The organism is uncultured Limosilactobacillus sp., assembly GCF_934202705.1.
Taxonomy (GTDB): domain Bacteria; phylum Bacillota; class Bacilli; order Lactobacillales; family Lactobacillaceae; genus Limosilactobacillus.
The window spans coordinates 42867-63709 of record NZ_CAKPYE010000010.1 but is presented as its reverse complement, the minus strand read 5'-3'; the positions used below and the strand labels follow the sequence as shown (position 1 = coordinate 63709).

The following is a 20843-nucleotide window of genomic DNA, read 5'->3' as shown; positions in this document are numbered from 1 at the left end:
CCTTAATTGTGACGACCATAGATAGCATCTAAGCAAAAGGTACAAGATTCATTTGTTTCAAGTCTTTTACCATACATATCATTACAAACATGAAAGCCCTCTTGATAAAGCTTTTTCAACATTTTACGAGACTCTGACAAGCCCTTTTCTTGTTTTTGTTCATGTTTTTTAGCGATGACGTCACACAAGTGTTCATTTTCAATGGTTAACCGTGCGTTCTCCGCTAAGACTTTCGTCATTCGATCAGATAAAATATCAATACTATCCATTAAATCCCTTGTTTGTTGTGTCAAGCGTGCAAATTGATCATAAATTTCGCTTTTATTTACTGGTTGCTTTTCCATGAATATTCACCTACCCATGTAACAATTTCAAAATTCGGAGAGTCTGCTGTTCAGCAACATTTTGAAAACTAATATTCTGCCCGAGCAATTGGTGCGCTTCTAGAGTAATTTGACTTACTTTTACTAACTGATGCATTGAATACCGCCGGACCCCTTTTTCAACGATCTGTTGCCACTGTTGAAAATACAATCGTTCTCCTTTTGTGGGTCCAAGCTTAGTCACTAACGCGTCCCGCCAGATTAGTGCCATCAAATCTAAAAAAATCAATTGTTTTTCGCGATCGCTTGCTAAGCCCTTCATCACTGTTTGAACATCAACAAACGCAATTGGATCCACTTGGGTCAGTTCCTGAAACCAATGCACAATTGTATCAATTGTTTTAGCTAACCAGTCATCAGCTACCCATTGGGCAGCTTGCGTTGCCGAATCCGTCAGCCCCAAAATTACTGGTCGTAAGTATTCTGGAATTTCATAGTCATCCAACATCTGTTTAATAATGGTTTTGGAAAGCGGCTGCAATTCCACAATTTGGGTTCGCGACTGAATTGTGGGTAACACGGCGTTTTTATTATTGGTTAATAGAAAAATGTAACTTCCTGCCCCTGGTTCTTCAATAAATTTGAGCAAACTATTAGCGGCGTTGGTGGTCATTTTATCCGCATCTTCAATAATAAAAACTTTCTTCTGTCCTTCCATCCCCGATTTAGTAAATTCTGCTTTTAGGTGGCGAATTTGGTCGACCTTGATTTGCCGACCTTCAGCGCTCGCACGAACGATGTCTGGATGATTACCAGACAAAACCCGTTGACATTCGGAACATGACAAATCTGGTTGTCCAAAATGGGGATGAGTACAAAAGATGCTTAGTGATAACCACTGAGCTAACTCTTGTTTGCCAGATCCATTTGGTCCAACAAACAAGTAAGCGTGAGCCAGTTCACCATTACTAATGATTCGCTGAAAGCGTTCAACGATTGCTGGTTGTAATTCTTTAGCTGTTAGTGGCTTGGTACTCACGGCTGGCTCCTCTCAACAATTAACTTAAAAATGCAGCATTTGATCAACTGGTAAGATAAATACGGTTGCTCCGCCGACTTGGACGTTAACCGGAACCGAATTGGCGGCATTATCAATGTAGGCAGTTGGCGTCATATATTCCTGTCGCGTCTTAGCGTTTGCTTTGATGATTGCTAATGCTTCATCCACCCTAGCATCGTCAACCACAATCATAAAGGTCGTGTTACCTTCGTGAAGAAAGCCACCAGAAGTAGCCAGCTTAGTCACCCCGATCTTATTCTTTGCTAGTGCATCGCGAACCCGATTACTGTCCTTGGGTTGCACAATCGCCATGATCATCTTCATGTCTTTTTCCTCCTTAACATCCGTCCTTTGCTTTGAGTCGTTGCTGAATAGTTGCCTTCACCATTTCAACAACCATCGCTAACGGTTGGCTCGCATCAATCAATTGAATTCGTTTTTGGTGACGTTTGACTAACGTTAAGTAGGCCGCTCGCACATCCTGATGGAACTTTAACTTTTCTCGGTCTAACCGGTTCACTTGGTTTGAACGGTGCTTACTTATTCGCTCTAATCCCAATTCAGATGGAACATCCAAATAAATTGTCAGTTCCGGAAGCAAGCCATGCATCGCAAATTGGTTTAATTCCCAAATATCGTCAGTACCCAGGTGCCGACCCCCGCCTTGATATGCAACCGAGCTATCGACATAGCGATCACTTAATACGATCTTACCAACTTGTAACGCTGGTTCAATGTCTTCTACAATATGTTGTCGCCGTGCTGCCGCAAACAATAAGGCTTCCGTTCGCGCATCCATATTGGTATTTTGATCATCAAAAAGGATCTCCCGAATTTGTTCTGCAATATGGTTGCCGCCGGGTTCACGAGTTAAGAGGACTTTTTGGTCTCCATACTTTGCTGTTAGCCAGTTTCGCACTGCATTGATGACACTGGTTTTCCCTGCGCCGTCAGGTCCTTCAAACGAAATAAACATTCCTTGCATGTTTTACTCTCCTAATGTTGGATAACCCCATCGTTCAGGTGCCCATGAGCCTTTCGTTTACGTGCCCATTGATAAAGGTACATATACTTGCATTCTTGAAGTTTGGTCCGATCAGCCAATTCGCTGTCGACATGTCCCTCATAAACTGCTTGCTCGGTTTCCTTGGCTTGATTCCAACTATCCTTAGTTGCATAAATTAATTGCATTAAATTTTGGTTACCAATTTTCAACATTCGATGTGAATCTGTTTTAAAGAGCATTTTTACATCTCCGTTCTTCCTTGAACAGCCTTAAACAAAGTTACTTCATCGGTATAGTCAATATCGGCACCTGCTGATAAGCCATGAGCGAGGCGAGTGACCTTGATCCCTGCTGGTTTCAAAAGTTTTGCTAAATACTGGGCGGTTGTTTCACCATCCATGGATGCATTAGTCGCCACAATCACTTCTTTCACTTCCGCATGCTTTTTCAGTCGATCAATTAAGGATGGAATATTAATATCCATTGGACCAGTTCCTTCGCTTGGTGAAATCGTTCCATGTAGAACATGATATAAACCATGGTATTCATTCATCCGTTCCATGGCCATAACATCACGAGAATTTTCTACCACGACAATTGTCGATTGATCACGTCCCTGATCTTTACAAATCGGGCACGGATCATCTTCCGTGATGTTGCCGCAAATTGAACAGTAATGGAGATCATTTTTTACCGCCACTAACGCTTTCGAGAAGTCTTTCACATCATCTTCATCCATCCCAATTGTATAAAATGCCAGACGAGTTGCCGTTTTCTCCCCGATCCCCGGCAGTTTCATATAACTTGCAATTAGTTTAGCAATGGGTTCTGGGTACTGCATATTACATTCCTAATCCCTTAGTGTACTTACCAAGCTTTTGCTGGGTAGCAGCATCAACCTTTTGTAAACCATCGTTCACTGCTGCGACAACTAAATCGGTGAGCATATCTACATCATCTGGATCAACAGCCGCTGGTTTGATTTGCAAATCAACTAATTTTTTATCACCTGTAAACTTAGCAGTGACCATCTCATCCGGTGCCGTACCAACAAATTCTTGGGCTGCTAAATCCTTTTGTTCAGCCATCATTTGTTTCTGCATCTTTTGTGCCTGCTTCATCATTTGTTGCATATTCATTCCGTTCATTCCACGCATTATTCAATTTCTCCTTTTTTAATCATCTTTAATATCAACATCCGTTGTGCCAAACATCTGCTCTGCCTGGCCAGCAATTTGATCATGAGCATTCTGTTGCGGAGTTTTTACCGGATCCGCAGTTTTAGTTCCGGACGACTTTTTAAAATAACCGCGATCCGCCAAAAAGTCATGTCGAATCTGCGGCCACTTAGCATTCGGGACAAACGCCACATGACGCTCAGCTCCCGTAATCTTCTGCAAGCCTTGATTGACATCATCAGCCAAATTCCCAACTGCGGCTTTTTGCAGCAAAAAACCATTATCAAATGATACCACTACCCCATCCGGACTAGCGGCTACTGGTTTTGAAAGCTCAATCAATGACCGATAGGCCGGGTTCAACAAATTTAAAACGTCAGGCCACATATTCTGTAAGTCTACTAAATCTTGTTTGGTAGCATGGTCAAGAATCCGGTAAACCTGCTCCAAATTAATTCTGACAACCTGACTGCTCGAATGTTCTTTCTGCCGCTTTTGAACTGGTTTTGTAACTGGTAATGGTTGACTAGCAACTTTTTGGACTAATTGCTGAAGTGATTGAACCTGTTGTTTAAGTTGGTTAATCGCTTGTTGATTTTCCTCATCCGCTTGCGGTAATTCATCATCAATCTGGCTTAACCGAATGGTTAACACTTCTAAATAAACATCCGGGTGAGTAGTAAATCGCATTTCATCCTGCACTTGATTCAACACATCGATCATTTGATATAAATGCTGAGCATTTGCCAGCTGGATTAATTTTTGAAAATCTTCATCCTTCAAACCAGTAGATTCCACTTGGATTAAATCTGGTGACTCTTGATAAAGCAACAGATCACGAATAAATGAAATCAAATCCTCAATAAACCGTTGACCATCTTTCCCCTGTTCTAAAATCTGGTCCATCGTTTTTAACGCGGCAGGTCCTCCGTGAGTAACGACTTGTTCAAAATAAGTTTGAATGAGCTTTTTGGTAACACTTCCCGTCACCAGCAGAGCATCATCTAATTTAACATCATCATCGCCAAATGAAAGTGCCTGATCAAGAATACTCAATGCATCTCGCATCCCGCCTTCAGCTGCATTTGCGATTACCCAAAGGGCCTTGTCTTCATACTTGAAACCTTTTTGATCCAAAATATACTTCATCCGATCAAAAGTATCCTGTGGCGAAATTCGATGAAAATCAAATCGTTGAACACGACTCAAAATCGTTAAAGGAATTTTGTGCGGTTCGGTTGTGGCTAAAATAAAAATTACGTTAGCAGGCGGTTCTTCAAGAGTTTTCAGTAAGGCATTAAAGGCCCCAGTCGATAACATGTGAACTTCATCGATGATGTAGACCTTATAATCAGCTTGAGTTGGGGCATACTTAACTTTATCTCGAATGTCGCGTATTTCTTCAACCCCATTATTCGAAGCGGCATCAATTTCGATCACATCATTTAACGTTCCCGCAGTAATCGCTTGGCAAATCTCACATTCATTACAAGGCTCACCATCTTTTTGATGATGGCAGTTAACAGCCTTTGCAAAAATCTTCGCCGCGGAAGTCTTCCCTGTGCCTCGCGGTCCGGCAAAGAGGTAAGCATGACTAATTTGATTAGTAATTATCGCATTCTTTAACGTCTGGGTAATAACTTGTTGCCCTACAACATCGGCAAACCGTTGTGGTCGCCAAACCCGGTACAATGCTTGATAGCTCATAAATTTCCTCCTTGACACACAAACTTCTGCTAAATATTATACTAGGTTTTCAATATCGGATAAAAGCTAAATCTAATCTTCAAATAAAAAAGGGCTAGGCTTTCGCCCCACCCTCAGATTAATTTCATATCAACTTAGAGCACAAAACACATCAAACTTAGTGCTGCTTCCTTCCGGACCTGACACGGTTCGTAAGCGCGTCCTTGCTCTAAGGCCTTACGGCAATAAATATCATACACTATTTTCCCCCGAAAAACTAGTCCCGACCACGGTTTCTTTTTTGCTTTGCTAATTTTTTCTTTTTTCGAATTTGTCGGAAAAAATTTTTCAACATTTGACTACAATTATTTTGTAATAATCCCGCATGAACTTCCACTTGATGATTAAGGCGTGAATCATTTAATAGCTGAAAGAGGCTCTCAACCGCCCCTGCCTTGGGGTCAGGTGCAGCATAGTACACTTTTCGTAGTCTCGAATGGATAATTGCTCCACTACACATAATACACGGTTCTAAAGTTACATAAAGATCACAGCCTTCCAACCGCCAACTATGTAATGCATCACAAGCTTCCATAATTGCTAAAATCTCCGCGTGATAAACGCTCTGTTGATATTTTTCTCGCATGTTATGACCAGCACCAATAATTTGACCATCTTTAACGACTACTGCCCCAATTGGTACCTCACCCAATAGTTCGGCCTGACGTGCCTCAGCGATCGCTGCTCGCATAAAATCTACTGGTTGATTCATTTCTGACATCTCAATTGGTCACCTCCAAATAACAATCTGTGGTGTTTAATAATTAATAATCACTTCTAATTTTATTATTAAAACTGATTCTTGGCTAATTACTGATTAACTAAATTATCAAAAAACATTGCTGACGTAAAATGCCTTTGCAATACCATATGTGGTGGCTGCCATCATTTTGTAACACAATATCTGCTAATTACGCATTGATTTTTTGTTAAAAAAAGCTATACTAGAAAACATCAATTAAAGAGATCAGTACAGGTCTCTGGGAGGATGAGAATCATGGTAACCGTATTTTCAAAAAATAATTGTGTACAATGCAAAATGACCAAAATGTTTCTTAAGCAACACAATGTTAACTTTATTGAACATAACATTGACGAACAACCAGAATTTATTGAACGGCTGAAGGCAGATGGTTTCCGAGCAACTCCTGTTGTTAAGTTACCAAACGGCGATGCCTTTTCCGGATTTCGTCCTGACATGCTGAAACAACTTGCCTAAAGTTTCAGCCTTAACAGGCACCAGTAATCATACAGTGCCTGTTTTCTTTTTGCTGTTTTTAATCAATTCAAATATAAGAGAGTGTGTGAATTTATGGCTTTATCAGACATCGACCTTACCAAGGTTAAGTACTTTGATTACAACAACGAAATTAACATTCCTAAGAATGGGCAGATTCAATTAGATAAAGATCAGCTCGCATTAGCGGATTTTATCAAAAACAACGTTGAACCCAACACAAAACGTTTTAATTCCGTTCAGGAACGACTGACATGGTTAATCGACCACGATTATCTCGAAGAAGGCTTCATTCGTCAATACAGTAATCAGTTTATTGACAAGTTATATGATTATTTAAAAGCTCAGCACTTCCACTTTCATTCATTCATGGCCGCTTACAAGTTTTATGCCCAGTATGCGTTGCGAACCAATGATAAAGAATATTATTTAGAAAATTACATTGACCGTGTCGCAATGAACGCCCTCTATCTGGCCAATGGTAATGAGGACTTGGCAATGGATCTGGCACATGAATTAATCAACCAGCGTTACCAACCAGCTACCCCAACTTTCCTTAATACTGGTCGGAAACGTCGGGGTGAATTTGTCTCCTGTTTTGAAATTCAAACCACCGATAACATGAATACTATCGGTCGGACCATTAATTCTGCACTTCAGCTTTCCAAAATTGGTGGCGGGGTTGGTATTAACCTGACTAACCTTCGTGAAGCTGGTGCACCAATCAAGAAAATTAAGGGCGCAGCCAGTGGGGTCGTTCCCGTCATGAAATTGTTGGAAGATGCTTTTTCATATTCAAATCAACTAGGGCAACGCCAAGGGGCCGGTGTCGTTTACTTAAGCGTTTTCCATCCAGACATTGTTGAATTTCTCGGTGCCAAAAAAGAAAATGCCGATGAAAAAATTCGAATTAAAACGCTATCACTCGGCATTACTGTTCCTGATAAGTTCTATGAACTTGTGGAAAATGATGAAGATATGTACTTATTTAGTCCATATGACGTTGAGCGCGTTTATGGCGAACCATTTGCTTACGTCGATATTACCAAAGAATATGATAATTTAGTTGCTAATGATCAAATCACCAAAAAGAAGATTAATGCCCGGGATCTAGAGGACGAAATTTCCAAACTTCAGCAAGAATCCGGTTACCCATATATTGTGAATATTGATACTGAAAATCGGGCTAACCCCATCGATGGCAAAATCATTATGAGTAACCTTTGTTCTGAGATTGCTCAAGTTCAAAAGCCATCCGTGGTTAATAATGATCAAACCTATAAGGAATTAGGAACAGATGTCTCATGTAACCTTGGTTCAACCAATATTGCTAACATGATGGAAACACCCGACTTCGGCAAATCCATTCGGGCAATTACCCGTGGGTTAACTCATATTTCTGATATTGAGAATCTAGATATTGTACCATCAATCAAACGTGGCAATGCTCGGTCACATGCAATCGGTCTTGGAGCAATGGGACTCCACGGCTACCTTGCTAAACACCATATTCAGTACGGGTCACCAGTGGCTCTTGAGTTTACTAGTGTTTACTTTATGCTTCTCAATTACTGGACACTAGTTGCTTCTCATGAAATCGCTGTTGAACGTCAAGAAACGTTTGCCGACTTTGATAAGAGTGCCTACGCTGATGGTTCATACTTCACCAAGTACGTTACTAAAGACTGGGGCCCCCAATCTGATGCCGTTCAAGAATTATTCCAAGGAATTTTCATTCCAACAATTGACGATTGGAAGAAATTAAAGGATGCCATTATGAAGGATGGAATTTACAATGCTTATCGGTTAGCAGTTGCTCCAAATGGCTCCACCTCTTACATTGGTGATTCTACTTCCAGCCTTCAGCCAATCATTAATAAGATTGAAGAACGTCAGGAAAAGATGATTGGGAAAATCTACTACCCCGCCCCTTACCTCAGTAACGACACAATGCCATATTACAAATCAGCCTATGATACTGATATGCGTTCAGTTATCGACACCTATGCTGCTGCTCAACAGCACGTTGATCAATCTTTGTCCATGACCCTCTTCATGCGTTCCACAATTCCCGCCGGAATGTATGAGTGGAAAGCTGGCCGGACCGATAAAATGACTACTCGAGATCTCAATATTCTACGTCATTATGCCTATCAAAAAGGAATTAAGTCGATTTACTATATTCGAACGTTTACTGATGACCAAGACGAGATTGGGGCCAACCAATGTGAAAGTTGCGTAATTTAGTTAACACGATATAATTACTTAGGATTTAACGTATTATTAATAAGGAGATAACGAATGAAAATTAATAACTACCAGGCTATCAATTGGAATGAAGTTTCCGATATGATTGATAAGGCTACTTGGGAAAAGTTAACTGAACAATTTTGGTTAGATACACGAATTCCCGTTTCTAATGACCTTGATGATTGGCGTGAATTAGACACTGACCATCAATGGACAGTCGGCCACGTCTTTGGTGGGCTAACCTTACTGGACACCCTCCAATCACAGGCAGGATTGACGGCTTTGAAAGAGGATGTCAAAACGCCACACGAAACGGCAGTTTTGAATAATATTCAATTTATGGAGTCCGTTCACGCCAAATCCTATTCCACTATCTTTTCAACCCTAAATACCCCAGACGAGATTCGAGAAATTTTTGACTGGTCCGATAGTGAAGAATACTTGCAGAATAAAGCAGTGAAAATTGGTAATATTTACTTAGACGAGACCGTCGATCCATTAAAAAAGAAAGTTGCTAATGTTTTCCTCGAAACCTTCTTATTCTATTCTGGTTTTTACACCCCGCTTTATTACCTTGGCCACAACAAACTCAATAATGTTGCTGAAATCATTAAACTGATTCTGCGTGATGAATCGGTTCATGGTACTTACATTGGTTATAAGTTCCAAGTTGGCATGCGTCAATTAACTGAAAAAGAGCAACAAGAAATGAAGGATTGGATGTACAACTTCCTTTATGAACTCTATGACAATGAAGAAAACTACACTCACCTGCTCTACGACCAAATCGGTTGGACTGATGATGTTCTCACCTTCATCCGCTACAATGCCAACAAGGCTTTAATGAACCTTGGTCAAGATCCATTATTCCCAGACACCGCTTCCGATGTTAACCCGGTCGTGATGAACGGCATTTCCACCACCACCTCTAACCACGACTTCTTTAGTCAGGTTGGTAATGGTTATCGTCTTGGCGCCGTGGAAGCAATGCATGATAGTGATTACCATGTTAAAGATCCAAACGCTGGCAAAGATCGTAATTCTCGGGAATAATTTCCTTTACCACGACGAATCATCGTCGTGGTTTTTTCTTTTAACATAATATTTATTTTTTTATTTTTGTTAGCTAATTCACAATCTGTTATGAATCCAATTGGAAACGCTACCATCAGCACCAGTCATGTTCTCTTAATTTGAATTATTTTAGTAATCATTAAACCTTGTGAGAAACTTATTACACTAGTCTTGTGTTAATTTTCACAAAAACTGTTTACATTTCAAAAAAACTTTGTATACTTTAATTGTTCAGTTATTAACAAACTTTTTCAAAACAAGGGAGAATTATTATTATGGCTGATTCAAAAAAGAAAGTTAATCATGCAACCGAAGCCGATCAGGCGGCGGAAGCCAAAAAGCAAATTGATACTTTAATGGACAAAAGTGAAGTTGCTTTTAATGAATTACGAAACTTCACCCAAGAACAAGTGGACCATATCTGTCAGGCAATGGCGCTTGCTGCTGAAGAACACCACATGGAATTAGCAATGGAAGCTGCTGAAGAAACCGGTCGTGGAGTTGCTGAAGATAAGGCCATCAAGAACATCTACGCCAGTGAATATATTTGGAATAATATTCGTCATGATAAGACCGTTGGTATTATCAAAGATGATGACGAAAACCAAACAATCACCATCGCTGATCCACTAGGAATTATTGCCGGCGTAGTTCCCGTTACGAACCCGACTTCAACGGTTATTTTTAAGTCCATCATTTCTTTGAAGACCCGAAACACCATTGTCTTCTCTATGCACCCACAAGCATTAAAAGCTTCAATCCATACTGCTCAAATTCTAGAACAGGCAGCTGAAAAAGCTGGTGCACCAAAGAATGTTATTCAATGGATTACGAAGCCATCACGTTATGCAACTGTCGACCTGCTGCAACACGAAAAGACAGCAACAATTTTGGCCACTGGTGGTCCTGGGCTAGTAAAGGCTGCTTACAGCTCTGGTAACCCTGCCCTCGGAGTTGGCCCTGGTAACGGTCCTGCTTACATTGAACGGACTGCTAATATTCCACGGTCAATCTACGATATTGTTCTTTCTAAGACCTTCGACAATGGAATGATCTGTGCCTCAGAAAACTCCATCGTAGTTGACGATGAAATTTATGATCAAGTCAAGGACGAATTGAAGAAGTGGAATTGTTACTTCATCAAGCCAGATGAAATTGATACCTTTACCAAAGGCTTCATTGACCCGAAGCGTCATCAAGTGGCCGGTCCAATCGCTGGTCGTTCTGCTAACGACATTGCTGAAATGTGTGGTTTAAAGAATGTTCCTGATAATACGAAGGTCTTAATCGCTGAATATGAAGGTGTTGGTGATGATTATCCACTATCAGCTGAAAAGTTATCACCAGTTCTGACCATGTATCGTGTTCATTCCCACAAGGAAGCATTTGACAAATGTAAGGAACTGCTCCACTACGGTGGTGAAGGTCATACGGCTGCCATTCACACTACAGATGATAGTCTTGCAACTCAATATGGCTTAGAAATGCGGGCTTCACGGATTATTGTGAACTCTCCATCAGCACTTGGTGGAATCGGTAACATCTATAACAACATGACGCCTTCTCTGACCTTAGGAACTGGTTCCTACGGAAAGAACTCCGTTTCCCATAACGTTTCTGATTATGACCTCTTAAACTACAAAGTCATTGCTAAGCGTCGTGAAAACCGTCAATGGGTCAAGATCCCCCCAAAAGTTTACTTTCAACGGAACTCATTAAAGGAATTACAAGATATTCCAAACATTAACCGGGCCTTTATCGTAACTGGCCCTGGTACCGTTAAGCGTGGTTATGCTCAACGGGTCATTGATCAGCTTCGTCAACGTCCGCTGGAAGCACACTTCCAAGTATTTGACGAGGTTGAAGAAGATCCATCGACAGACACTGTTAATAAGGGTGTTGCTTTAATGCGTGACTTTAAACCAGACACGATTATCGCCCTTGGTGGTGGATCACCAATGGATGCTGCTAAAGCAATGTGGATGTTCTATGAACACCCAGAAACTAGCTGGAACGGTGTTAAGCAAAAGTACCTCGATATTCGGAAGCGTGCTTACCAAATTGGTAAACCACACAAGGCCCAATTTATTGGGATCCCGACAACTTCCGGAACTGGTTCGGAAATTACGTGTTTTTCAGTCATTACTGACTCCAAGACTCACGTTAAATACCCATTAGCTGACTATGCCTTAACTCCTGATATTGCCATTGTTGATTCACAGTTCGTTGAAACAGTGCCACCAAAGACTACCGCTTATACCGGACTCGATGTTCTCTGTCACGCAACTGAATCTTACGTTTCAGTGATGTCAACCGACTACACCCGCGGGTGGTCACTCCAAGCAATTAAAGGGGTTATGGAAACCTTAGCTGCTTCTGTGAAGGGTGATCAAGATGCTCGACGCCGGATGCACAACTATTCAACGATTGCCGGAATGGCTTTTGGTCAAGCCTTCTTAGGAATTAACCACTCCCTTGCCCACAAGATGGGTGGTGCCTTCGATCTTCCTCATGGTTTATGTATTGCAATCGCATTACCACAAGTTATTCGTTTCAATGCTAAACGTCCACAAAAGTTAGCAATGTGGCCACACTACGCTACTTACCATGCCACTAAGGACTACGCTGATATCGCACGGTTCCTTGGCTTAAAGGGCGACTCTGATGAGGAACTTATGGAAGCTTACGTTCAAAAGATTATTGAATTAGCGCACGAATGCGGTGTTACCTTGAGCCTCAAAGCGAATGGCGTTAGTCGGAAAGACTTTGATCAGGCCGTTGATCAGTTAGCTGTCCTGGCCTACGAGGACCAATGTACAACCACTAATCCAGTTGAACCATTAGTTAGCCAACTGAAAGAACTACTTGAACGTTGTTACAACGGAAATGGTGTTGAACCACAAGACAAATAGTCTTAATTAACTTTTTAACCCGGAATGTTGATGATACATTCCGGGTTTTGTGTTAGGGTAAGTATAAATTATTTAATAATGGGAGAAGTATTATGAAACAAGCATTAACAATTGCTGGATTTGATTCGAACGGGAGCGCTGGATTAGCAGCTGACCTCCATTCATTCTATGCAGATGGTGTTTACGGGCATGGAGTCCTCACCGGAGTCGTTGCCGAAAATGCCACCGCCATTACAGCCTCATCAATTATGCCGCCTTCATTTATTAAAGAGGAATTTCATGACCTCGCAGAGTTCCATATTACTGCAGCTAAAACCGGCATGTTAGCTAATTCAGCAACAATTAATGTCGTTGCTCAACGATATGCCTCCGCAGATTTTGGTCCATTAGTTGTTGACCCGGTAATCATTACAAAACGACATGACCGTTTATTGAGCAATGAAGCATTTGAGAATTTCCGCAAGCAAATCATTCCTCTGGCAACGATCATCACGCCAAACTTTATGGAAGCCGAAGAACTACTGGGCAAAGATTTCCTAAGTTCACAAGACATTATCGCGGGGGCTCATGAACTCCAACAAATGGGTGCCAAAAACGTGGTAATTAAAGGACAACATGATGCAAAGCATAATTCCATTATCCATAATTACGTGCTCTTAGCAGACGGAACCTCTTTTTGGTTAGACAATCAATTTGTGAAAACTAAAAAGCTCAACGGTGCCGGTGACTCATTCTCCGCAATTATTACTGCAGAACTGGCTAAGGGAAATTCAATTTCAAATGCAATTAAACGAGCCAATCATTTTGTCGATGTTGCGATTCACCATCCGCTGGCAATTGGTCAAAGTTTTGGTCCCATTAACCATTGGGCTGGTGAACAATCATTATAAAATATCACGTTCCCGACAACTTTTAATTTTATTTCTGCTACAATTAAAGTATAACAATAGTTTATTCGGAGGCGCATTATGAAAGCTGACACTTATTTTGATCATGATCACATTAACCAAGTTCTCGATAAGATGGAAGTCCTGGTCATTGGCATGCACGATGGCGAAAGCATCTATCAAACTCCTGTGCACTTTGGCTATGAAGAAGTTGACGGTCAATATACTTTCTGGTTTCATGGTGATGACAGTCACACTACGGGTCGATTATTAGCTGCTGATCCTCACGTTGGCTTCGAACTAGATGGTGGTCAAAAATTCCGCCTTGTCCCGAAACCTTTCCATTACAGCGCTGAATTTCAAAGCGTGATTGGTCAAGGGATTATTACTAAAGTTACTGATCACCAAGAAATGCTTCATGGTCTAAACGTCATGACCGATCACTACATTAAAGAGCACCCGCAATTTACAGAGCGAATGCTGGGCAAGGTTGCGGTCTGGCGACTTGATGCCAATAAAATTTCGGCTCGTATTCATATTCCGGCCGGATTGAAGGACATGAAGCCTGGTGAAAAGCTTGCCGGTCCTGAAACCGTTTATGGTGATCCAAACACCACGGTGGATTTAGACGCACTCGCTAGTGCTTCCCAGAATGCCGACTATTCAGATGTTTACAAAGATGAGCAATCGAATGACGAGCAAAAATAAATAACAGCCGCAGTTTAGCGTCAATCACTAAACTGCGGCTTTCTTTTTAACTGAACGGTTTCCAGGTGTATTTAGCTCGTTCTCCACCAACTAATTTCGGGCGTGAACGTAAGTATCGTGTATGGGCCTGACCAACTGTTTGAATTGACGTTCGAACGGGAATTTGAACGAACTGGACATGCATTCCAATATCACAATCACCAATGTCCATTCCGGCTTGAGCAGTAATATGTTCAACTTCCACCGGGTCTTCAAAACGCTCAAAAGCAGCAATCTGGGCTGCACCGCTTGCATTCACTGATGGATAAACCGTTACGATTTCCCAATGATGTTCTTCCGCAACTTGGCGTTCAACCGTCAAGGCGCGATTAATTTCAGCACATCCTTCCACTGCCAAATTAATCTGCAGGGGAGATAAAATATCAACCAGCGTATTAACAATGGTCCGTCCAACATCAACAGATGGCGCACCACTCAATTTGACGCCCGCCACTTCACTAGTTGAAATACCGAGAACGAATGTGTCTCCAGCTTGTAAATGAGCTTCCTCAAGTAACTCATTCACACCCTGAGTGACTTGCTGCTTAATCTCTGCTAAGTTAACTGTCATCATCATCACCTCGCTTAAATTGTACCTAACTTTAATGAATTAACTCAACCCTTTTTGCTCGAAAGCGTTGTACTTTCCCGAAGGATCAACTTTGATGGCAAGACTACCTGCCACGGAACTGTCCGTCGGTTATGCCAACGATCTAACAATAATCGCACCGCCGAACGCCCCATTTCCTTACTGGGTGCATGAACAGACGATAACGAAGGCACTAAATATGAGGCAACCTGTGAATCGTTAAAACTGACCACCTCTAAATCTTCGGGGATCACTAAATGATGCAATTGAATTGACCGGTACGCACCAATCGCTAATTGATCACTGGCGACCATGGCTGCTGTTGGCAAGGTATCGCTATTCAACAATTCTTCCATTGCCTGGTACCCTTCGTGAGTACTCCAATCAGTAGTTAAATTTTTGGAATGCAAGTGATGAATCTGCATCCAATTTAAATACGCAGAAGTCCGAATATCCATTATTTTTTCACCAGTAATCCCGGCCTTTTCCATCTGATTAATTTCACCGCCGATAAACGCAATTTTGCGGTGGCCTTGTTGATACAGCAGATCTAATGTTCGTACCGTTTCATCATGATAATTATTCCTTACCAGGTCAAATTGATCGAAATACCGGTACTCATCAACCACGACCATATTCCGATTAAAACGATGCAAGCTATTTAAAAACCGTTCGCTAAACGTTCCAATAATAATGACCCCATCAAATTTTTCGACAACTGCATAATCAAATGTTGGATTTGGGAAACGCACAAACGCTCCGACTTTAATATGGAGCATCTCAGCTTCTTCATGAATTGCCTCATCAATTGTTGCAAAATACAGATCTCGCGTTTCTTGACTACTAGTCAGCGAACATAAGACAATAATCTGACGGTCACGGTGAGGAATGGGTTGAACCATGTCACGATGTTCCCGTGGGTCATAATGAAGTTTATTGACCACCTCCATCACTCGTTTCCGTGTTGACGAACGGACTGAAAACTTTTTATCTTGACTTAACACCCGTGAAACGGTAGCGGGTGAAACACCGGCCTCTTTTGCAATATCACGAATACTTGCCATTCCTAACTACCTCACTGTTTTTTTGTTTATTAGCATACCACTAAATGTTTACCAATAAAATAGTAAACGTTTCAAGTCGTGATAATATCAGGGATATTAAAGTTTGTTTCATTGTTGAAATCAAAGAAAGCGTTTACTGTAAGCGCTTTTTATTTTACTCTTGAAACATCAAATGAAAGGGAGTTACGTTATGATTACTTTCGATGAAAAGCAACAGGTTTTTAATCTTAGCAATTCTTCAATCTCTTACTTATTCTCGATTGAAAAGGGCGGTCTACTAAGTCATCTTTACTATGGACCGAAAATTCGTCACTACCATGGTGAACGTCGCTATCCACGAGTAGATCGTGGTTTTTCTGGTAACCTTCCGCACTCGACAGATCGGACTTATTCAAAAGATGACCTCTTACAGGAATATTCTGGTAATAATACCGGTGACTATCGCCTCCCTGCTATTACGATTAAAGGGGCAGATGGGGCACGATTAACGGACTTTCGTTATGATTCATACAGAATTATTTCCGGAAAACCAACACTAAACGGCTTACCATCATCATACGTTAACGATGATGACGAAGCGGAAACTTTGGAAGTCACATTAAAAGACCAAACCTTGGATGTTGAACTGATCTTGGTTTACACAATTTATAAAAATCGGCCAGTCATCACTCGCAACGCACGTTTGAAAAACACCAGCCAACAATCAATTGATATTGAAAAAATTGCGTCTTTGCAACTCGATTTACCAAAGCACAACTACGATCTGGTATACCTTCCGGGGCAATATGCGCTTGAGCGACAAACCCGACGGATTGGTCTACATCAAGGAATTTTTGAAATTTCAAGTCGTCGGGATTCCAGTTCCCATCATATGAACCCATTTGCTGCGTTGGTGGATCCAAATACTGATGAATTCAGTGGTAACGCATTGGGGATCTTGCTAGTCTACTCAGGTAATCACCAAATCTCCATTGAACGGGATCAAATCGATCAAACACGACTAATTGCAGGTATTAATGATTTTAACTTTACTTGGCATCTTGAACCTGGTGAGGAATTTCAAACTCCAGAAGCAATCACCGTCTATAGTACAAAAGGACTGAACGGAATGTCACAGGCATTCCACCACCTGCTTCGTGAACGGGTAGCCCGCGGCAAGTTTAAGTATGCTGATCGTCCAATCGTCATCAATAATTGGGAAGCGACCTACTTCGACTTTGATAACGATAAGCTCGATGAGGTTGTCAAGGAAGCTAAGCCACTGGGAATTGAAATGTTTGTCCTTGACGATGGCTGGTTTGGTCATCGTAATGATGACAACTCTTCACTTGGCGACTGGTTTGTTAACCATGATAAAGTCAACCTCCAGCGCGTGGCCAAGCAAACCCATGATGCAGGGATGAAATTTGGTCTTTGGTTTGAACCAGAAATGGTATCAGTTGATTCTAAACTCTACCAAAAACATCCTGATTGGGCCTTAGCCGAACCCGGCCGGGGATCAACTCTTTCGCGAAACCAACTAGTTTTGGACTTTAGCCGTCCAGAAATTGTCGATAACATTTTTAAGCAAATGTGTGCCATCTTAGATCATGTGCCAATTGATTACATTAAATGGGATTGCAACCGTAATCTAACCGAGGTCTTCTCGAAAGCAACTTCTGCTGAACATCAGGGTGAAATTGCCCACCGAGTAATCTTAGGGGTTTATGACTTAATGGATCGCTTAACTAAGCGCTATCCCAACATTCTTTTTGAAGGTTGTTCTGGTGGCGGGGGCCGTTTTGATGCTGGAATTCTTTATTATATGCCACAAAGTTGGCCATCAGATGATACTGATGCTGGCGAACGGCTAAAAATTCAGGATGGGACTTCCCTAGTTTATCCAATCTCTTCGATGAGCGCCCATGTTTCAGTCTCACCAAACCAGCAAACTGGTCGCGACATTAGCTTTAAGACCCGTGGTGACGTTGCTATGGCTGGTGTCTTTGGTTACGAACTTGATCTCGCCGATCTAACTAACAAAGAGAAAAAATTAGTGAAAAAACAAATCGCCTTTTACAAAAAGCATCGGCACTTAATCCAATATGGTGATTTCTATCGCTTGGAAAGTCCGTTCAAGGGCAATACTGTTGCCTGGGAATTTGTCAGTCCTGACAAATCAGAAGCCCTCTTATTTATGTTCAGAAAACAGCACACGAATCGGATGGAAATCGTTAACACAAAGATGGTCGCCCTCGATCCGTACCGCGATTACCGCGAAGAAGAAAATAGCTCAATCTATGGTGGGGACGAGCTTATGAACGTTGGTCTATTTAGAGATCCAACCCATGTTGGTGATTACCTGTCAGAAGTTCATTACTTTAAGGAAGTTTAGAGGTGTCTAATTATGAGTAAATGGAAAAACACAATCTGTTACGGTTTAGGAGCATTTGGTCATGATTCTTTCTATGGGATTCTAAACACATACATGCTCATGTTTATTACAAGTTTAATGTTCTCCAATGGTAGCAAAAGCTACACCACCAAAATGGTCGCCATTGTGACAATGATTTTAATGATTATCCGGATTATCGAATTAGTTCTGGATCCATTTATTGGTTCCATGATTGACAAAACCGACTCTAAATGGGGGAAGTACCGTCCATGGATCTTTGGTACTGGGCTGATTTTAGGAATCTGTAGTCCATTCCTCTTCACGACCATGGGTGGGATGTCAACCAGTAATGGTGCCCTCTTCTTGGTTCTATTCACAATCTTATTTCTTGCCCTTTACTTAGTTTATGCATTTAAGGACATTTCTTTCTGGGGATTACTCCCTGCAATGTCCCTTAGCTCAGATGATCGTGGCTTTACCGCAACTGGTGCTCGGATTGGTTCAACCCTTGGTGGGAACATCATTACTGTTGTCTATGCTTCACTATTGACCTTCTTCTCCGGTTCCAAAAACTTTACTGTTCATGGTTGGTTTATGTTTGCTTTGACTGTTGGGCTAGTTGAATTAATTGGATCTTGTTTTGCTGCCTTTGGAACGAAGGAAAAGGACTCCATCGTCACCGATCAAAACGCTGAAAAGATTACGTTGAAACAAGTTTTCCATACGTTAGTTCACAATGACCAACTGCTTTGGATGTCACTTTCTTACATCATCTATTGTTTAGGTACTTCAACAACAAACAACTTCTTACTTTACTACTTCCGTTACGTTTTGAATGCGCAATCTAGCTGGGCCCTGGTTGGTTGGGTTGGGATGGTAACTGGATTTATTTCCATCATTTCCTACCCAACTTTGGCAAAGTACTTCGGTCGGCGTAAGATCATGGTAGGCGCACTTTGTGTAGAACTAATTGCCTTTATCATCTTCTCATTTACCCAAACCGTTGCCATGACGCTAGTTGCCCAAGTTCTTTATACCTTAGCAAACCCACTGGTCTTCATGGTGTTACTCTTAACCATCGCAGATTGTGTGGAATACGGACAATGGAAAACTGGTCACCGTTCCGAAGCAGCTACTTCAGCTGTTCGGCCAATGCTGGATAAATTCTGTGGCGCTGTCACTACTGGATTAACTGGACTCATTGCTGGCTTGGCCGGCATGACCGGGAATGCAACTGCTGCTTCCATCTCCACTCACGACATCTTTATTTTTAAGTCCTTCTGTTTCTACATTCCTTTCTTCTGCATCTTAATTGGGATGATCATCTTCATCGCTAAAGTTAAGTTGGACGAAAAGATGCACAAGGACATCGTTAATAAGATTGCTCAAAACATCAAGGCCGAAGATAGCAACAATTAAATTTCATAACTCCCTATCTAACTCATTAATTTAATTTGATGCTTCGGCCTCAAAAAGGCGGCTCACGCTTAATCACGTGAGCCGCCTTTTAAATTACCAATGAACTTCCTAATTGACGATCACTCCTGATTGATCAGGATGCAAGATTTCCACCCGATCATTTAAACCAGCTCCCCGCAGACTCTCGATAAACGGTGGAGTCTGTTCATGCGGAAGGATTGTCATCACGGTTGGTCCTGCTCCGCTCAAGTAGGTAGCAACAGCAGTGTTTTGATGAGCTAAGTTTCGAATTGTTACGAGTTCTGGAACTAGTGAAGCACGATACTGTTCATGAAATTCATCCGCTTCTATGAGTTCGCCAGCCATTTGATAATTACAGCTAAACAATGAGGCCACTAAAGTATTGGCAACCGCGCTCGCGTGAGTTGCCTGCTGATAATCAAGTTGGTGAGGCAGCGCTGCCCGCGCCTTTTTGGTTGCTAAATTATAAGCTGGAATATAAGCAACCAGATCAAACGGTGGCAAGGGGGCCTCCACAGCAGCAAAATGATCATTTACATTTGTGCCCACTACTAAGCCACCTAAAATTGCCGGCGCAACATTGTCAGGATGCCCTTCAAATTGACTAGCAATTTCAACCTTGGCTTCATTGCTTAGTTGTAAATGTGCTAATTGGTTTGCCAACTCAATTCCAGCAACAATCGCGCTCGAACTGCTTCCCAGTCCATGAGTTACCGGAATATCACTTTGAACACGGAGATGGTGAGGCTTTAAATTAGGGGCAACTTTCAATGCCGTTTTGACAATCATATTGTTCTGATCATGCGGCAGGTTGCCCAATTGATGATCCACTTGCCACTGGTTACTAGTCTTCACTACTGTTAAATGTAAATATAGTGACACCGCAATCCCAATGGAATCGAATCCTGGTCCCAAATTTGCACTAGATGCCGGAACTTGTATTTCCATTTAGTTCA

Annotated in this window: 20 protein-coding genes and 1 other RNA gene; 8 read left to right on the top strand and 13 right to left on the bottom strand. The window is 41.6% G+C overall.

Going from position 1 to position 20843, the window contains the following annotated elements; genetic code table 11:
* Nucleotides 1-2: 2 nt before the first annotated feature.
* The 10 genes from Q0C76_RS07295 to tadA form a co-directional block, all read right to left on the bottom strand.
* Complete coding sequence (locus Q0C76_RS07295) at nucleotides 3-344, bottom strand: DNA replication initiation control protein YabA (RefSeq protein WP_295731491.1); 342 nt, start codon at nucleotides 342-344, stop codon at nucleotides 3-5.
* A gap of 10 nt (nucleotides 345-354) precedes the next feature.
* Nucleotides 355-1362 (bottom strand): DNA polymerase III subunit delta', encoded by a 1008-nt coding sequence (holB, locus tag Q0C76_RS07290; protein WP_295731489.1) that lies wholly within the window; start codon nucleotides 1360-1362, stop codon nucleotides 355-357.
* A gap of 24 nt (nucleotides 1363-1386) precedes the next feature.
* Nucleotides 1387-1707 carry a cyclic-di-AMP receptor gene (locus tag Q0C76_RS07285; RefSeq protein WP_295731487.1) on the bottom strand — a complete coding sequence of 107 codons (321 nt, stop codon included), beginning with the start codon at nucleotides 1705-1707 and terminating at the stop codon, nucleotides 1387-1389.
* A 13-nt stretch (nucleotides 1708-1720) separates the two neighbouring features.
* A complete protein-coding gene (tmk, locus tag Q0C76_RS07280; RefSeq protein WP_295731485.1) occupies nucleotides 1721-2368 on the bottom strand; it encodes a dTMP kinase in 648 nt (215 codons plus the stop codon).
* An 11-nt stretch (nucleotides 2369-2379) separates the two neighbouring features.
* The gene (locus Q0C76_RS07275) at nucleotides 2380-2628 is read right to left on the bottom strand and encodes a YaaL family protein (protein ID WP_295731483.1); all 249 of its coding nucleotides are present in this window, start codon (nucleotides 2626-2628) and stop codon (nucleotides 2380-2382) included.
* Nucleotides 2629-2630: 2 nt separating this feature from the next.
* The gene (gene recR, locus Q0C76_RS07270; RefSeq protein ID WP_295731482.1) at nucleotides 2631-3230 is read right to left on the bottom strand and encodes a recombination mediator RecR; all 600 of its coding nucleotides are present in this window, start codon (nucleotides 3228-3230) and stop codon (nucleotides 2631-2633) included.
* 1 nt (nucleotide 3231) lies between these two features.
* Nucleotides 3232-3546, bottom strand: a complete 315-nt coding sequence (locus Q0C76_RS07265; protein ID WP_295731480.1) for a YbaB/EbfC family nucleoid-associated protein — start codon at nucleotides 3544-3546, stop codon at nucleotides 3232-3234.
* Between the two features lie 18 nt (nucleotides 3547-3564).
* The gene (gene dnaX / locus Q0C76_RS07260) at nucleotides 3565-5274 is read right to left on the bottom strand and encodes a DNA polymerase III subunit gamma/tau (protein WP_295731478.1); all 1710 of its coding nucleotides are present in this window, start codon (nucleotides 5272-5274) and stop codon (nucleotides 3565-3567) included.
* A gap of 128 nt (nucleotides 5275-5402) precedes the next feature.
* Nucleotides 5403-5489: signal recognition particle sRNA small type (ffs, locus tag Q0C76_RS07255), an RNA gene on the bottom strand.
* Nucleotides 5490-5530: 41 nt separating this feature from the next.
* Entirely contained in the window at nucleotides 5531-6034 is a 504-nt protein-coding gene (gene tadA, locus Q0C76_RS07250) for a tRNA adenosine(34) deaminase TadA (RefSeq protein WP_295731477.1), read from the bottom strand.
* 276 nt (nucleotides 6035-6310) lie between these two features.
* Between tadA and nrdH the strand changes: the two genes are divergently transcribed.
* From nrdH to Q0C76_RS07220, 6 genes are all read left to right on the top strand, one after another.
* Complete coding sequence (gene nrdH / locus Q0C76_RS07245; protein WP_295731475.1) at nucleotides 6311-6532, top strand: glutaredoxin-like protein NrdH; 222 nt, start codon at nucleotides 6311-6313, stop codon at nucleotides 6530-6532.
* A 93-nt stretch (nucleotides 6533-6625) separates the two neighbouring features.
* Nucleotides 6626-8797 carry a class 1b ribonucleoside-diphosphate reductase subunit alpha gene (nrdE, locus tag Q0C76_RS07240; protein WP_295731473.1) on the top strand — a complete coding sequence of 724 codons (2172 nt, stop codon included), beginning with the start codon at nucleotides 6626-6628 and terminating at the stop codon, nucleotides 8795-8797.
* Nucleotides 8798-8851: 54 nt separating this feature from the next.
* On the top strand, nucleotides 8852-9853 hold the full coding sequence (gene nrdF / locus Q0C76_RS07235) for a class 1b ribonucleoside-diphosphate reductase subunit beta (protein ID WP_295731471.1): 1002 nt from the start codon (nucleotides 8852-8854) through the stop codon (nucleotides 9851-9853).
* A 293-nt stretch (nucleotides 9854-10146) separates the two neighbouring features.
* On the top strand, nucleotides 10147-12786 hold the full coding sequence (gene adhE, locus Q0C76_RS07230) for a bifunctional acetaldehyde-CoA/alcohol dehydrogenase (protein ID WP_295731521.1): 2640 nt from the start codon (nucleotides 10147-10149) through the stop codon (nucleotides 12784-12786).
* 92 nt (nucleotides 12787-12878) lie between these two features.
* Complete coding sequence (gene thiD / locus Q0C76_RS07225) at nucleotides 12879-13676, top strand: bifunctional hydroxymethylpyrimidine kinase/phosphomethylpyrimidine kinase (RefSeq protein WP_295731469.1); 798 nt, start codon at nucleotides 12879-12881, stop codon at nucleotides 13674-13676.
* 78 nt (nucleotides 13677-13754) lie between these two features.
* Entirely contained in the window at nucleotides 13755-14381 is a 627-nt protein-coding gene (locus Q0C76_RS07220; RefSeq protein ID WP_295731467.1) for a pyridoxamine 5'-phosphate oxidase family protein, read from the top strand.
* Nucleotides 14382-14427: 46 nt separating this feature from the next.
* Here Q0C76_RS07220 and Q0C76_RS07215 read toward each other — a convergent pair whose 3' ends face one another.
* Both Q0C76_RS07215 and Q0C76_RS07210 read right to left on the bottom strand, forming a co-directional pair.
* Complete coding sequence (locus Q0C76_RS07215) at nucleotides 14428-14991, bottom strand: TIGR01440 family protein (protein WP_295731465.1); 564 nt, start codon at nucleotides 14989-14991, stop codon at nucleotides 14428-14430.
* Between the two features lie 44 nt (nucleotides 14992-15035).
* Nucleotides 15036-16073 carry a LacI family DNA-binding transcriptional regulator gene (locus Q0C76_RS07210; protein WP_295731463.1) on the bottom strand — a complete coding sequence of 346 codons (1038 nt, stop codon included), beginning with the start codon at nucleotides 16071-16073 and terminating at the stop codon, nucleotides 15036-15038.
* A gap of 190 nt (nucleotides 16074-16263) precedes the next feature.
* Between Q0C76_RS07210 and Q0C76_RS07205 the strand changes: the two genes are divergently transcribed.
* Both Q0C76_RS07205 and Q0C76_RS07200 read left to right on the top strand, forming a co-directional pair.
* Nucleotides 16264-18447, top strand: coding sequence for an alpha-galactosidase (locus Q0C76_RS07205; RefSeq protein ID WP_295731461.1), 2184 nt, complete (start codon nucleotides 16264-16266; stop codon nucleotides 18445-18447).
* 12 nt (nucleotides 18448-18459) lie between these two features.
* A complete protein-coding gene (locus Q0C76_RS07200) occupies nucleotides 18460-19866 on the top strand; it encodes a glycoside-pentoside-hexuronide (GPH):cation symporter (RefSeq protein WP_295731459.1) in 1407 nt (468 codons plus the stop codon).
* Nucleotides 19867-19974: 108 nt separating this feature from the next.
* On the opposite strand, the gene thrB is transcribed toward Q0C76_RS07200, so the two are convergent.
* Nucleotides 19975-20835, bottom strand: a complete 861-nt coding sequence (gene thrB / locus Q0C76_RS07195) for a homoserine kinase (RefSeq protein WP_295731458.1) — start codon at nucleotides 20833-20835, stop codon at nucleotides 19975-19977.
* Between the last annotated feature and the right edge of the window lie 8 nt (nucleotides 20836-20843).

Coding starts and splice junctions, on each gene's coding strand:
- Q0C76_RS07295 (WP_295731491.1), bottom strand. CDS start 344: ATGGAAAAGCAACCAGTAAATAAAAGCGAAATTTATGATCAATTTGCA.
- Q0C76_RS07285 (WP_295731487.1), bottom strand. CDS start 1,707: ATGAAGATGATCATGGCGATTGTGCAACCCAAGGACAGTAATCGGGTT.
- tmk (WP_295731485.1), bottom strand. CDS start 2,368: ATGCAAGGAATGTTTATTTCGTTTGAAGGACCTGACGGCGCAGGGAAA.
- Q0C76_RS07275 (WP_295731483.1), bottom strand. CDS start 2,628: ATGCTCTTTAAAACAGATTCACATCGAATGTTGAAAATTGGTAACCAA.
- recR (WP_295731482.1), bottom strand. CDS start 3,230: ATGCAGTACCCAGAACCCATTGCTAAACTAATTGCAAGTTATATGAAA.
- Q0C76_RS07265 (WP_295731480.1), bottom strand. CDS start 3,546: ATGCGTGGAATGAACGGAATGAATATGCAACAAATGATGAAGCAGGCA.
- dnaX (WP_295731478.1), bottom strand. CDS start 5,274: ATGAGCTATCAAGCATTGTACCGGGTTTGGCGACCACAACGGTTTGCC.
- tadA (WP_295731477.1), bottom strand. CDS start 6,034: ATGTCAGAAATGAATCAACCAGTAGATTTTATGCGAGCAGCGATCGCT.
- nrdH (WP_295731475.1), top strand. CDS start 6,311: ATGGTAACCGTATTTTCAAAAAATAATTGTGTACAATGCAAAATGACC.
- nrdE (WP_295731473.1), top strand. CDS start 6,626: ATGGCTTTATCAGACATCGACCTTACCAAGGTTAAGTACTTTGATTAC.
- nrdF (WP_295731471.1), top strand. CDS start 8,852: ATGAAAATTAATAACTACCAGGCTATCAATTGGAATGAAGTTTCCGAT.
- thiD (WP_295731469.1), top strand. CDS start 12,879: ATGAAACAAGCATTAACAATTGCTGGATTTGATTCGAACGGGAGCGCT.
- Q0C76_RS07220 (WP_295731467.1), top strand. CDS start 13,755: ATGAAAGCTGACACTTATTTTGATCATGATCACATTAACCAAGTTCTC.
- Q0C76_RS07215 (WP_295731465.1), bottom strand. CDS start 14,991: ATGACAGTTAACTTAGCAGAGATTAAGCAGCAAGTCACTCAGGGTGTG.
- Q0C76_RS07210 (WP_295731463.1), bottom strand. CDS start 16,073: ATGGCAAGTATTCGTGATATTGCAAAAGAGGCCGGTGTTTCACCCGCT.
- Q0C76_RS07205 (WP_295731461.1), top strand. CDS start 16,264: ATGATTACTTTCGATGAAAAGCAACAGGTTTTTAATCTTAGCAATTCT.
- Q0C76_RS07200 (WP_295731459.1), top strand. CDS start 18,460: ATGAGTAAATGGAAAAACACAATCTGTTACGGTTTAGGAGCATTTGGT.
- thrB (WP_295731458.1), bottom strand. CDS start 20,835: ATGGAAATACAAGTTCCGGCATCTAGTGCAAATTTGGGACCAGGATTC.